Annotated in this window: 10 protein-coding genes; 7 read left to right on the forward strand and 3 right to left on the reverse strand. The window is 74.5% G+C overall.

Going from position 1 to position 13,516, the window contains the following annotated elements; genetic code table 11:
* Positions 1–299 precede the first annotated feature (299 nt).
* From ABT095_RS11955 to ABT095_RS11965, 3 genes are all read left to right on the forward strand, one after another.
* Positions 300–5,009 (forward strand): polarized growth protein Scy-related protein, encoded by a 4,710-nt coding sequence (locus ABT095_RS11955; protein ID WP_350529218.1) that lies wholly within the window; start codon positions 300–302, stop codon positions 5,007–5,009.
* Between the two features lie 108 nt (positions 5,010–5,117).
* Entirely contained in the window at positions 5,118–6,047 is a 930-nt protein-coding gene (locus tag ABT095_RS11960) for a coiled-coil domain-containing protein (protein ID WP_350529219.1), read from the forward strand.
* A gap of 173 nt (positions 6,048–6,220) precedes the next feature.
* Complete coding sequence (locus ABT095_RS11965) at positions 6,221–7,501, forward strand: esterase-like activity of phytase family protein (protein WP_350529220.1); 1,281 nt, start codon at positions 6,221–6,223, stop codon at positions 7,499–7,501.
* Positions 7,502–7,607: 106 nt separating this feature from the next.
* Here ABT095_RS11965 and ABT095_RS11970 read toward each other — a convergent pair whose 3' ends face one another.
* Positions 7,608–8,399, reverse strand: a complete 792-nt coding sequence (locus tag ABT095_RS11970; protein ID WP_350529221.1) for an alpha/beta fold hydrolase — start codon at positions 8,397–8,399, stop codon at positions 7,608–7,610.
* A 93-nt stretch (positions 8,400–8,492) separates the two neighbouring features.
* On the opposite strand from ABT095_RS11970, the gene ABT095_RS11975 reads away from it, so the two are divergent.
* Genes ABT095_RS11975 through ABT095_RS11985 form a run of 3 tightly spaced genes read left to right on the forward strand, consistent with a single transcriptional unit; the run spans position 8,493 to position 11,289 of the window.
* A complete protein-coding gene (locus ABT095_RS11975; RefSeq protein ID WP_350529222.1) occupies positions 8,493–9,470 on the forward strand; it encodes an ABC transporter ATP-binding protein in 978 nt (325 codons plus the stop codon).
* Between the two features lie 3 nt (positions 9,471–9,473).
* Positions 9,474–10,241 carry an ABC transporter permease gene (locus ABT095_RS11980; RefSeq protein ID WP_350529223.1) on the forward strand — a complete coding sequence of 256 codons (768 nt, stop codon included), beginning with the start codon at positions 9,474–9,476 and terminating at the stop codon, positions 10,239–10,241.
* A gap of 25 nt (positions 10,242–10,266) precedes the next feature.
* On the forward strand, positions 10,267–11,289 hold the full coding sequence (locus ABT095_RS11985) for an NAD(P)-dependent oxidoreductase (RefSeq protein ID WP_350529224.1): 1,023 nt from the start codon (positions 10,267–10,269) through the stop codon (positions 11,287–11,289).
* Here the strand turns inward: ABT095_RS11985 and ABT095_RS11990 are convergent.
* On the reverse strand, positions 11,279–11,605 hold the full coding sequence (locus tag ABT095_RS11990) for an Rv1322 family protein (RefSeq protein ID WP_350529225.1): 327 nt from the start codon (positions 11,603–11,605) through the stop codon (positions 11,279–11,281). The genes ABT095_RS11985 and ABT095_RS11990 overlap by 11 nt on opposite strands.
* 331 nt (positions 11,606–11,936) lie before the next feature.
* Here ABT095_RS11990 and ABT095_RS11995 point away from each other — a divergent pair, with 331 nt between their 5' ends.
* Positions 11,937–13,058, forward strand: coding sequence for an LLM class flavin-dependent oxidoreductase (locus ABT095_RS11995; RefSeq protein WP_350529288.1), 1,122 nt, complete (start codon positions 11,937–11,939; stop codon positions 13,056–13,058).
* A 61-nt stretch (positions 13,059–13,119) separates the two neighbouring features.
* On the opposite strand, the gene ABT095_RS12000 is transcribed toward ABT095_RS11995, so the two are convergent.
* Positions 13,120–13,512: an SCO5389 family protein gene (locus ABT095_RS12000; RefSeq protein ID WP_350529226.1), complete on the reverse strand. Its 393-nt coding sequence runs from the start codon at positions 13,510–13,512 to the stop codon at positions 13,120–13,122.
* Positions 13,513–13,516: the final 4 nt, after the last annotated feature.

Raw genomic sequence — 13,516 nt, forward strand, 5'->3', positions numbered from 1 at the left:
GGGCGACGCACACTACAATGCGCAGGAGCCGAGGGCGGGGAACACCCGTCCAGGGGAGTCCACTCAACGGGCACGGCTGAACGGTCGCGGTACGGATCTGTCACCATTCTCCACGAGGCAAGAGTTCGCCCAGGAGTCCACCCGGACGGAGGAGCGCGGCAACGCCGCTCACCACCACCGAGGACTCCGACCGTGGCACCCGCTGCGGATGCAAGGACCAGCCGGTCCGGCCCAGAGCAGTACGGGGTGCCGGGGCGGCCCGGTCGAGGACGCGACCAGGAGATGGATGGGACCGCGGAGTGCGGGGCAACGACCGCTACGAGGGTGACGACCACCTCTCCCAGTTCGAGGCCGAGCTCGATCGGACTCGCAAGGAGCGGGACAAGTCGGTCGAGCATGCCGAAGACCTCGCCTACCAGGTCGAGGTGCTCCGGGCCAAGCTGCACGAGGCCCGTCGGATGCTCGCGCAGCCGCGTGCCTTCGACTCCGTCTCCGGCCAGGCCGAGCAGCTGCTGCGCAACGCCGAGATGCAGGCCGAGGCGCTGCGCGCCGACGCCGAGCGCCAGCTGCGCGACTCCCAGGCGGCCACCCAGCGCCTGCTCGCCGAGGCCGCCGAGCGCACCTCCCGGCTCGAGGCGGAGTTCGCCGCCCGCCGCCGCCAGCTGGAGGACGAGCTCGCCGAGCTGCGCCGCAGCGCCGAGCGGCACGTCAACGACAACGTCTCCTGGGCCGAGCAGACCCGCGCGGGCACCGAGCAGGAGGCCCAGCGCCTGCTCCAGGACTCCCGGATCGAGGCCGAACGGCTGATCGCCGCCGCCCGGGCCGAGGCCGAAGCCCTCGCCGACCAGGCCCGCGCCCGGACCGCCGCCGATGTGGACGCCGCCCGCGGCGAGGCCCAGGCCGCCGCCGAGGCCGCCCTCAAGCGCGCCCAGGACGACGCCGAGCGGCTGCTGCGCGCCGCCAGCGAGCAGGCGCAGGCGACCGTCGGCCAGGCCGAGGAGCTGCGCGGCTCCGCCGCCAACCAGGCCCAGCAGCAGCTCGCGGGCGCCCAGGCCGCCGCCGAGCAGCAGCTGGCCGCCGCCCAGGCCGAGATCGACCGGCTCAAGCAGCAGGTCGTGGCCGACCAGGAGCGCGCAGCCGAGGCGCTGGCCCTCGCCCAGGCCGAGATAGACCGGCTGCGGGCCGAGGCGCTCGCCGAGGCCGAGCGGGCCCGCCAGGAGGCCGCCGAGCTGCGCGCCACCACCGAACGCCAGATCGGCGAGCTGCGCGCCCAGGCCGAGGCCGCCGCCGAGCAGCTGCAGGCCGACGCGGAGGCCGCCGTCGAGCGGCTGGTCGCCGACGGCGCCGCGGCCAGCGACCAGCGCTCGCAGACCGCCCGGGCCGAGATCGCCAAGATGGTCGCCGCCGCGACCAAGGAGACCGACCGGATCAAGGCCGAGGCCGCCACCGCCAAGGCCGAGGCGGACGCCGCCCGGGCCGCCGCCGCCGAGGAGAGCGAGCGCCTGCGCGGCGCCGCCGAGTCCGTGGCGGGCCAGCTGCGCGCCGAGGCCGAGGCGGCCATCGCCGAGCTGCGGGCCGAGACCGACCGCGAGCTCGCCGAGCTGCGCGCCCAGGCCGAGGCCGCCGCGGAGGCGCTGCGGGCCGAGGCCCAGGAGCAGGGCCGCGCCGAGGCCGCCAAGGACGCGACCGTCCACCTGGCCAAGGCCGCCAGGCAGGCCGAGGAGGTGCTGGCCCGCGCCGACCAGGACGCCGGCACCGCCGTCTCCACCGCCACCGCCGAGGCCGAGCGGATCCTGGGCCAGGCCGCCACCGAGGCTGAGCGGCTGCGCGAGCAGGCCCAGGCGGCCGTCGAGCAGGCGCAGAACGCCGCGCTGGACGACGCCGCCGGCATCCGCGCCCAGGTCGAGCGGATGCAGGACGAGGCCGCCCAGCTGCGCGCCGAGGCCGAGGAGCTGCGCGCCCAGGCCGCCGCCGAGGCGGAGAAGCTGCGCAGCGAGGCCCGCCGCCAGGCCGTGGTCCAGATCGAGGAGTCGGCCAAGCAGGCCGAGGAACTGCTCACCCGGGCCAAGACCGACGCCGACGAGCTGCGCGCGGGCACCGCCGCCGACATCGAGCGACTGCGCCGGCACGCCAAGGACCAGGCCGTCGAGGTGCAGGGCCGGGCCGAGCAGACCCTCACCCGGGCCCGGGCCGAGGCGGAGAAGCTGACCGCCGCCGCCGAGCGGCAGAGCCAGGAGGCGCTGGCCGCCGCCCGGGCCGCCGCCGCCGAGAACCGCACCGCCGCCGAGCGCGAGACGGCCGAGCTGCGCCGCCTGGCCGCCGAGCACGACCAGCAGACCCGGGCCGCGGCCCAGGCCGCCGCCGACGAGCTGCTCGACCAGGCCGGCGTCGAGGTCCAGACCCTGCACAGCGAGGCCGAGACGGCCGCCGAGGCCGCCCGCACCGAGGCCCGCGAGTGGGCCGAGGCGCACCGCGCCGAGGCCGAGGCCTGGGCGCTGCGCGAGCGCGGCGAGGCCGAGACGGCCGCCACCGCGCTGCGCGCGGAGAGCCGCCGGGCCCATGAGGAGGCCGCCGCCGGCCTCAAGCGCGAGCGCACCGAGACCGCCGAGCAGCTGGCCGCCGCCCAGCAGGCCTGGGCCGACGCCGAGGCCGCCACCACCGCGCTGCGCACGGAGGCCGCCGAAGCCGCCCGCGCCGCCCGCGCCGAGGCCGCGGAGAGCGCCGACCTGCTGGTCGCCGAGGCCGAGCAGGCCCTCGCCGACGCCCGTACGGCCGCCGAGACCCAGCTCGCCGAGGCCGAGGCCGAGGCCACCGCGCTGCGCGCCGAGGGCGCCCAGGCCCTGGCCGAGGCCGAGGAGCAGGCCGCCGCCGCCGACGCCCGGGCGGCCGAGCAGCGCGAGCGCACCGAGACCGAGACCGCCGAACTGCGGGCCACCGCCGAGGCCGAGACCACCGCCCTGCGCGAGGCCGTCGAAGCCGAACTCGCCGGGCTGCGCGAGCAGACCGACGCGTACGACACCGAGACCCGCACCGCCGCCGACGCCTACGCCGCCGAGCAGCGCGGCGCCGTGGACGCCGAGACGGCCGGGCTGCGCGAGCGCGCCGAGGCTGAGACCGCCGAGCTGCGGGCCACCACCGAGGCCGAGACCACTGCACTGCGCGAGGCCGTCGAGGCCGAACTGGCCGCCGCCCGGGAGGCCGCCACCGCCGAGGCCGCCGCCCTGATCGGCGCGGCCGAGGACGAAGCCGCCGGGACCAGGCAGTCCGTGGCCGGGCTGCACGAGGCCGCCTCCCAGCAGATCGCCGAGCTGCGGGCCACCGCCGAGGCCGAGACCACCGCCCTGCGCGAGGCCGTCGAGGCCGAACTCGCCGAGCTGCGCGAGCAGACCGACGCGTACGACACCGAGACCCGCGCCGCCGCCGACGCCTACAGCGCCGAGACCCGCGCCCTGGCCGACCGCGAGAGCGCCGCCCAGCGCACCGAGGCCCAGACCTACGCCGCCGAGCTGCGCGCGGCCGTGGACGCCGAGACGGGCGAGCTGCGGGCCACCGCCGAGGCGGAGACCACCGCCCTGCGCGAGGCCACCGACGCGGACACCCGGGCCCAGCGCGAGGCCGTCGAGGCCGAGCTGGCGCAGCAGCGGGCCGAGGCCCAGGCGTACGACGCCGAGCTGCGGGCCACCGCCGAGGCGGAGCTGACGGCGGCCCAGGAGGCGGCCGAGCAGACCCGCGCCGAGGCCGAGGCCCAGGCCCGCCAGGCGGTCGCCGAGGCGGAGGAGCGCGGCGCCACCGCCCTCGCCGAGGCGGAGGAGTTCGCCGCCGCGCTGCGCACCGAGGCCGAGGAGTACGCCCTCGCCACCCGCACGCTGGCCGAGGAGTACGAGGCCGACACCCGGGGCCGGGCGGACACCTACGACGCCGAGACCCGCGAGACGGCCGAGCAGTTCGACAAGGCCACCCGCGAGCAGGCCAAGTCCGTCCTGGAGAAGGCCTTCGCCGACGCCGAGGCGCTCGGCGAGGACGCCCAGACCACCGCGCTGGCCACCACCGCCGCCGCCGAGGAGCAGGCCGACGCGATGGTCTCGGCCGCCCGCAAGGAGGCCGAGCGGCTGGTCGCGGCGGGCGAGGCGGCCGGCCAGGCCGAGGTCGAGCGGGCGCGCGCCGACGCCGACGCGCTGCTCTCCGAGGCCCGCCGGGACGCCACCGCCGTGCGCGAACGGGCAGAGGAGCTGCGCGAGCGGACCGACGCCGAGATCGAGGCGCTGCACGAGCGGGCCCGCAAGGAGAACGCCCAGGCCATGAAGTCGGCCGGCGAGCGGGTCGACGCGCTGGTGACGGCGGCTCAGGAGCAGCTGACCGAGGCCGAGGAGCAGGCCCGCAAGGCCGTCACCGAGGCCGAGGAGAAGGCGGACGGGCTCGTCTCGGCCGCCACCGAGAAGGCCGCCGAGCTCAGCTCGGAGGCCTCCGCCGAGGCCAGCAAGGTCCGCATCTCCGCCGTCCGCAAGGCCGAGGGCCTGCTGAAGGGCGCCGAGCAGAAGCTCGCCGACTCCACGGCCAAGGCCGAGCAGTTGGCGGCCGAGGCCGAGGCCGCCCTCAAGAAGGCCCAGGACGAGGCCGAGGAGCAGATCGAGCAGGCCGCCGAGGAGGCCGCCAAGCGGCTGGCCAAGGCGGACGAAGGAGCGCGCGAGCAGCTGCGGCTGGCCGAGGAGGAGGCCGAGCGCCTGCTCGCCGAGGCCCGGGCCGAGGCGCAGCGCGTGACCGACGAGGGCCGTCGGGAGTTGGACGAGTTGGTACGTCGGCGCAAGGACATCAACACGGAGATCTCCCGGGTGCAGGACGTACTGTCCGCCCTGGAGGCCTTCGAGGCGCCGTCACCGGCCGCGCAGGCCAACGGGGGAAACAGCAAGGCGAGCGGCTCCGGCCGTGACGGAGCACCGAAGAAGGCAGGCGCCGGGGCCGGCTCGCCACGATCGGGTGGCGGTCGCTCCGGAGGCGCACCACCCGATTGAGCGGACATTGTCCGTGAAGCAACCACAATTCGTGGTTGACACTCCGGTAACGTGTCAGGATTCCCTCAACCACCCCAAGCGGTTCGACGACAGGAAGCCCAGAACCCCATGAGCGACAGTCACTCCATTCACGGCTTCGACCTGGTGCGCCGTGGGTACGAGCGCGCCCAGGTCGACGAGCGGATCACCAAGCTGGTGGCCGACCGTGACAGCGCGTTGGCCCGGATCGGTGCACTCGAGAAGCGCATCGAGGAGCTGCACCTCGAGACGCAGAGCGCCCAGGCCCAGGTCACCGAGTCGGAGCCCTCGTACGCCGGCCTCGGTGCCCGCGTGGAGAAGATCCTCCGGCTGGCCGAGGAGGAGGCGAAGGACCTGCGCGAGGAGGCCCACCGCGCTGCCGAGCAGCACCGCGAGCTGGCCGAGGCCGCCGCGCAGCAGGTCCGCACCGAGGCGGAGAACTACGCCAAGGACCGCAAGGCGAAGGCCGAGGACGAGGGCCGCCGGATCGTCGACAAGGCCAACAGCGACAGCGCCCAGCTGCGCGCCGAGGCCAACAAGGACGCGCAGAACAAGCGCGAGGAGGCGGACGCCCTCTTCGAGGAGACCCGCACCAAGGCCGCCCAGGCCGCCCTCGAGTTCGAGACCAACCTGGCCAAGCGCCGCGAGCAGTCCGAGCGCGACCTGGCGGCCCGTCAGGCCAAGGCCGAGAAGCGCCTCGCCGAGATCGAGCACCGCGCCGAGCAGCTCCGCCTCGAGGCCGAGAAGCTCCGCACCGACGCCGAGCGCCGCGCCCGCCAGACCGTCGAGACGGCCCAGCGCCAGTCCGAGGACATCGTGGCCGACGCCAACGCCAAGGCCGACCGGATCCGCAGCGAATCCGAGCGCGAGCTCGCGGCCCTGACGAACCGTCGCGACTCGATCAACGCCCAGCTCACCAACGTCCGCGAGATGCTCGCCACCCTCACCGGTGCGGCCGTCGCCGCGGCCTCCCTGCCGAACGACGACACCCTGGGTGTCCCCGCTCAGCAGACCCGCTGACCCTTCGGGTCTCAGGGGCAGTTGCACTACCCAGGGGCGCGAGGAACCGCGCGGCCAACCACCCACCTTCGTAGGACGGTTGCGCCGGGCGGCTCCTCGCGCCCCATCTGGTTACCCACTCTTCAGTCCGAAGCCGCCCGCGCGTCGGCCTCCACGGCCGAAGCTGTGTGCCCATGCGACTCTCTCGTCTGACGGCCCTCGCCGCCGCTGCCGCTCTCGCCGCCGTCGCGGCCCCCGCCTCCGCCGCCGACACCCGCACCGGCACCGGCACCGGCACCGGCACCTGGACGTACGCCGACCCGGCGCCCATCGGCAACGGCCTGGCCCTCGGCGGCTTCAGCGACCTCTTCCCGGCCGACGACTCCGGCAAGGTCTTCTGGACGATCACCGACCGTGGCCCCAACGCGGACGCCCCCGCGGACAACGACAAGATCTTCCTGAAGCCCGACTACACCCCGCAGATCCTCAAGATCCGCCTCGCGAAGAACAACCGCATCGAGGTGCTGAAGCGCATCCCGCTCCGCACCCCCAAGGGCCGGACCGACCCGGTCACCCACACCCGGAACATCACCGGCCTTCCCCCGGCCGCCCTGACCGGCGAGCGCCCGGTGGACGCCGACAACAAGGTGCTGCCGAACGACCCGTACGGCGTCGACAGCGAGGGCCTGGTCCGCGCGCACGACGGCTCGTTCTGGGTGAGCAGCGAGTACGGATCGTCCGTCCTGCACTTCTCCTCGCGCGGTGTCCTGGAGACGGTGCTGGTCCCGGCCGGCTCGGCCTTCACCGCCCCGGGCGCCCGGGTGCTGCCGATCCTCCCGGCGATCGAGAGCAAGCAGAAGAACAACAAGGGCCTGGAGGGCCTGACCATTTCGGCCGACGGCCGCACCCTCTACGCCGCCCAGCAGACCCAGCTGGCCAACCCGGACGCCAAGACCGCCAAGAAGTCCCGCCTGCAGCGGATCTTCCGGATCGACATCTCCGGCCGCACCCCGGCCGTGACCGGCGAGTTCGCCAACATCCGGGAGGCCGACTCGGCCACCGACGGCGGCTGGAGCACCTCCACCATCAGCTGGCTCGGCCCCGACCAGCTGGTCGTCGAGGAGCGGGACGCCGTGCGGCCCACCGCCCACACCCAGTTCTTCGCGGTCGACCTGCGTCAGGCCACGAACCTGCTTGCCACCAAGTGGGACGACCCGGCCACCACCCCGGCCCTGGAGCTCAACCCCACCGCCGTCACCCCGGGCGCCAAGCGCCTGGTCTTCGACGCGGCCGCCGCCGGCCTCCAGAACGGCAAGGTCGAGGGCCTCGCCGTCCGGCACCTCGGCCACGGCCTGGCCCAGTTCACCCTGGTCAACGACAACGACTTCGGCGTGGACGGCTTCAAGGACGGCAAGATCGTCCCCAACGACGCCGTCACCCGCATCGACCAGTACACGGTGCAGCTGAACGGCTAGCAGCAGCTACCTCAGGGGCGCGAGGAACTGCGCTGCCAACCATGCACTCCCGTAGAGCGGTTGCGCAGCGCAGACCCCGCGCCCCCTGCGGTTTCCGTACGCTGCCCTAAAGCCTCCGCAGCAGCCCCCGAACCACCGCGTTGAAGCTCTCCGGCGCCTCCAGCGAAGCCAGGTGCCCCACACTCGGAATCACCGTCAGCTCCGCGTCCACCAGCGCCTCCGCCATCAGCTGCGAATCCAGCAGCGGCGTCACCCCGTCCGCCTCCCCCACCACCACGGCGGCCGGGACGTCCAGCCCCGCCAGCACGTCCAGCGAATCCCCCCGCGCCCCCATCGCCCGCTGCGCCCAGGCGACCGCCGCCGGGCTCGCCGCCGCGATCTGCGCCCGTACGTAGGCCGTCAGCTCCGGCATGGTGGCCGGGCCGAGCAGCTGCTCGGCCAGCTTCGCCTCGTCGGTCAGCACGCTGGCGGTGCCGCGGTCCAGCACCGCGCGGGCGATCCGCTCCCGGGCCTCCTTGACCTCCGCCGGGTCCTCGGTGGCCTTGGTGTCGGCCAGCAGCAGGCCGGCCACCCGCCCGGGGTGGAGCCGGGCGAAGGCCATCGCCGCGTACCCGCCCATCGACAGCCCGCCGATCACCGCGCGCTCCAGGCCGAGCTGGTCGAGCAGCCGGGCCAGGTCGTCCGCCGCCAGGTCCAGCGAGGGTTCCTCCGACCCCAGCGGCGTCGCCCCGAACCCGCGCTGGTCCGGCGTGATCACCCGGGCGTCCTGCCCGTCCGGCCCGGGCAGGAGCTCCAGTTGCGACTCCCACATCCGGGCGGAGAGCGGGAACGCGTGCAGCAGGACGAGCGGGATGCCGGAGCCGCGCTCACGGAAGGCGGGCACAGGGGGGAAGGTCATGCTCCAACCGTAGAGCGGCACGCCCGCGAGCCGCAGCCAGCGCGCACCTTTATGTCTGTTTTGTCATAATCTGACAGAGCGTAAGGAGTGCGCATGATCGAGCTGCACGAACTGACGAAGCGCTACGGCGAGACCCTCGCCGTGGACAACCTGAGCTTCCAGGTGCCGCAGGGCGTGGTGACGGGCTTCCTCGGGCCCAACGGCGCGGGCAAGTCCACCACCATGCGGATGATCCTCGACCTCGACCGCCCCACCAGCGGGCGGGTCACCGTCGACGGCAAGCGCTACGGGCAGCTCAGCGAGCCGCTCAAGTACATCGGCGCCCTGCTGGAGGCCAAGGCCGTCCACCCGGGGCGGACGGCCTACGACCACCTGCTCTGGCTGGCCCAGAGCAACCGCATCCCCCGCCGCCGGGTGGACGAGGTGCTGTCGCTGGTCGGCCTCACCTCGGTGGCCCGCAAGCGCTCCCGGGGGTTCTCGCTCGGCATGGGCCAACGCCTCGGCATCGCCTCGGCGCTGCTCGGTGACCCGGAGATCCTGATGTTCGACGAGCCGGTCAACGGGCTCGACCCCGAGGGCATCCTGTGGATCCGCAACCTGATGAAGGGGCTGGCCGCCGAGGGCCGCACCGTCTTCGTCTCATCCCACCTGATGAGCGAGATGGCCCTCACCGCCGACCACCTGGTGGTGATCGGCAAGGGCAGGCTGCTGGCCAACCTCTCGATGGCCGAGTTCATCAAGCAGAACTCCCGCTCCGCCGTCCGGATCCGCACCCCGCACGTCGAGCAGCTGCTCACCGCCCTGGCCACCGCCGGGCTGCGGGCCACCGCGACCCCGGACGGCGCCTACGAGATCGAGGACGGCGATCTCGTCCACCTCGGCGACCTGGCGGCCGGGCACGGCATCACCCTGCACGAGCTGAGCCCGCAGCAGGCCTCCCTGGAGGAGGCCTTCATGCAGATGACGGCGGACTCGGTCGAGTACCACGCCGGGAACGGCGAAGGGCGCGACGCAGCAGGCGCCTGGGGCGCCACCTGGCAGCCGAAGAGCTCCGAGCAGAAGGGCGACTGACCGATGGCCTCCTTCCCCGCCGTCCTGCAGTCCGAGTGGACCAAGGTGCGCAGCGTCCGCTCGACCGTCTGGACCCTGGCGATCACCTTCGTCGTCACCCTGGGCGTCGGCGCCCTGCTCTCGCTGCTGACCAACAACAACTTCGACAGCTTCCGGGGCAACAGCGAATCGCCCTTCGACGCGACCGGCACCTCCTTCTCCGGGATCCTGCTCGGCGAGCTGGCGATCATCGTCTTCGGCGTGCTCGCGGTCGGCAACGAGTACAGCTCGGGCATGATCCGGGTCTCGCTGGCCGCCGTCCCCCAGCGCGTCACCCTGCTCGCCGGCAAGGCCGTGGTGCTCGGCGCCCTGGCGCTCCTCGTCTCACTGGTCACCGCCTTCACCACCTTCTTCGTCGGCCAGTCCCTGCTCGGCACCCACTCCACCACCCTGAGCGAGCCGCACGTGCTGCGGGCGGTCTTCGGCGCCGCGCTCTACCTGACGATGCTCTGCCTCTTCTCGGCGGGCGTCACCGCGATGCTGCACAACCAGACCCTGGCGCTCGGCGTGCTGGTGCCGTTCTTCTTCCTGCTCTCCCCGATCCTCTCCGCCGTCCCCAAGGTCAAGACCCTCGCGCACTACTTCCCCGACTACGCGGGCTCGCGGATGCTGCTGGTCTACGAGCAGCACGGCCAGCCCTACGGCCCCTGGCCCGGCTTCCTGATCTGCCTCGCCTGGACCTGCGCCGCACTGGCCGGCGGCGCCCTGGTGCTGCGCAAGCGGGACGCCTGACACCGGCATCCTTCATGATCGTCACATGGACCGACCGCGTGTACTCCTGATCGACGCCGCCCCCGGCGACCTGCTCGACCTCGAACTCGAGCGGCTGCTCGGCGCCGGCCTCGCCGTCACGCTCAACCTGCGGCGGGTCGGCGACCGGGCAGCCGTCGAGCGTGTCTGGGGCGGCCGGATCGCGCTGACCGACTTCGACGGTTTCGACCCGGCCGCCCTGCTCGCCGCCTGTCTCGACGGCGGTGGCCACGAGGCCGTCAAGTCGCGCTCCAGCGCACCACTCGGCGAATTCCTGTTCGCCCCGGCCACCGACCGGTCGCTGCCGCACCCGCTCCGGGCGGTCGGCCGCGCGGGAGCCGGCATCGACCACATCGACGCCGCCGCGGCCGCCCGGTACCGGATCGCGATCGCCCACACCCCGGGCTCCAACGCGGAGGCGGTCGCCGAGTTCGCCCTGGCCCAGCTGCTCACCCTGGCCCGGGGGCTGCTGCCCCACCACACCGCCGCCCACCAGGGCCGTTGGGTCAGCCTGCCGCAGCGTCAGCTCGCCGAGCTCACCCTCGGCATCGTCGGCCTCGGCCGGATCGGCCGCGGTCTCGCCGCCCGGGCCACCGCCCTCGGCCTGCCCGTCCTGGCCCTGACTCGCACCCCGTTCGACCTCCCCGGCGTCCGCCGGGCGGCCTCCCTGCCGGCCCTGCTCGCCGAGGCCGACGCCGTCTCGCTCCACCTGCCGCTCACCCCGCAGACCCGCGGCCTGATCGGCGCCACCGAACTCGCCGCGATGCGGCCCGGCTCCTTCCTGCTCAACACCGCCCGCGGCGGCCTGGTGGACGAATCAGCCCTGGCCGCAGCCCTGCGCGACCCCGCCCACCCCTTGGCCGCCGCCGCCATCGACACCTTCGAGCACGAGCACGCCGCCTTCAGCACCCCGCTCGCCGGCCTCCCCAACGCCCTTCTGACCCCCCACATCGCCGGCACCACCCGCACGGCGCAGCTCGCCGCAGCCCTCTCGGTGGCCGACCAACTGGCCGCGCTGCTCAGTACTTAGGAGCCCCACGCCCCCGCTGGATGTTCGACCCCCGCCGCTCCCGCGCGCCCCAGCAGGCCCGGTGCCAGTGCCGCCGGTCGTCCACCCCGGCCCCGTACGCCGGCCAGGCCACCACGTGCCCCACCCCCGGCGGAATCTCCTGGTCGCACCCGGGGCACCGGTAGAACCGCCCCGCCTGCCCCGCGACGGTCTGCACGACCCAGTCCTCGCCCCGGTACTCCTCCGTCCGCCGCAGCGCGCCCCCGAGGGGGGCTGCGGCGGCAGCCGGTTCCTCCGGTCGCTGACGACGGCTCTGCTTGTTGTGGCGGGGCGACACGTCAGGTCCCTCTCGGCGTACGGGCAGTGGCGGCCCCTTCAGGGTAAGCCGCCGGAGCAGCCCGCCGGGGCCCCTACCATGGGGAGTGGTGGTGGTCGCCGCTTTCTGCCGAGATCCACCCGAAGTCCGGCGAATTTCGGTGATCCGCGTGCCATTGGCACATGACATCGGTTACTCACGAGGGACAGGCGGGGCTCAGAGAGCCTGCGTCACCCGAGGAGGCCACCCGATGACCAAGACCAGCGCACGGCCCAGCACCCGGCTGCAGGTCCCCACCGACCGCAGCCTGCGTCCCGAGCCCGCTGGCGGCGCCGCCTCGGGCGCCGATGCGATCGAGGTCGGCGCCTTCCTGCTCTCCGCCCAGTTCCCGGGCCAGACCCACGGCGAGGCCCTCGACCGCACCGTGCAGGCCGCCGACGCCGCCGAGCGGGCCGGCCTGTCCGACGTCTGGCTGGCCGAGCACCACTTCGTCCCGTACGGCGTCTGCCCGAACGCGGCCACCCTGGCCGCCCTGCTGCTCGGCCGCACCCGCCGGATCGGCGTCGGCACGGCGGTCAGCGTGCTGCCCACCACCCACCCGGTGACCCTCGGCGAGCAGGCCGCCCTGCTGCACCTCACCTCCGGCGGCCGCTTCACCCTGGGCGTCGGCCGGGGCGGCCCGTGGATCGACCTCGCCGTCTTCGGCGGCGGCGCGGCGGCGTACGAGGAGGGCTTCCCCGAGCGGCTCGACCTGCTGCTGCGCTGGCTGCGCGACTCCCGGGTGGGCGGGCAGGGGCCGCAGTTCGACTTCCCCGAGGTGGCCGTGGTGCCGCGGGCCTGCGAACCGGCCCGGCGGACCGACCTGGCCGGCTGGCTCGGTCTCGACGGGGAGCCGGCACTGCGCTTCCCCCGCCAGCGGCGCGACGAAGCGCCGCTGCCCGAGCGCGGCGGCCCGCCCGTGGTGATGGCCTGCACCTCCCCCGGCGGGGTCCGCACGGCGGCCGAGCGCGGCATCCCGATGCTGCTCGGCATGCACTCGGGCGACGAGGACAAGCAGCAGATGCTGGCGGCCTACCGCACCGCCTGGCGGGCCTGCGGGCGCGGCGAGGAGCAGCTGGCCCGCACCGAGCGGCTGCACGTGGCCGCCGGGGTGGCCCAGGTGGACGACCGGGGCGCGGCGGCCCGGGCCACCCTGCTGCGCTCGATGCCCGGCTGGTTCGAGTACGGGCTCGGCGCGCACCGCACGGTGGACGACCGGGAGCGCCGGATGCGCGACCCGCACGAGTACACCCGCCTGCTCTGCGACCTGCACTCCGTGGGCACCCCGCGGCAGTGCGCCGACCGGCTGCTCGCCACCGCCGAGCGGACGGGCATCCGCCGCTTCGCGCTGCTCGCCGAGGGCTCGGGCGACCACGCCGCCACCATGGAGAACATCAGCCGGCTCGGCGGCGAGGTGCTGCCGCAGCTCGGTTGACGGCCGGTCATGGCAGGGGGCGCGTGGTGTGACCCACGCGCCCCCTGCCAGGCTCGACCGGTCAGCAGTCCCGGAGTTCCTCCGACTGGTTGAGCAGCTGGGCCCGCACCGAGGTGAAGCGGCGGTAGTGCTCCGCCGTCTTCTCTCCCGGCGTGAAGACCGCCACCCGGTGGCAGTTCTGGAACGCCAGCTGGACGCCGAAGTGCCGCTGCAGGGCCCCCCGGATCGCGTCGCTGGCCATCGCGCGCAGCAGCTGGCCGCGGGCCTGCTCGCTGGGCGGCGGTACCTGGTTGTCGGCGAAGTCGGTGCCGTCGACCTTCAGCTGGGCGACGAGGGAGCTGACCAGCTCCCAGGCGTACGGCAGGGAAGTGCGGACGCAGTCGACGAACTCCCCTTCGTCGACCTCTCCTCTCTCGGCCTTCTCCAGCAGGGCCGGTGAGACGTCGAGCGACATGGGT

Origin of the sequence: Kitasatospora sp. NPDC002227 (genome assembly GCF_040296285.1) — a bacterium.
Classification (GTDB): domain Bacteria; phylum Actinomycetota; class Actinomycetes; order Streptomycetales; family Streptomycetaceae; genus Kitasatospora.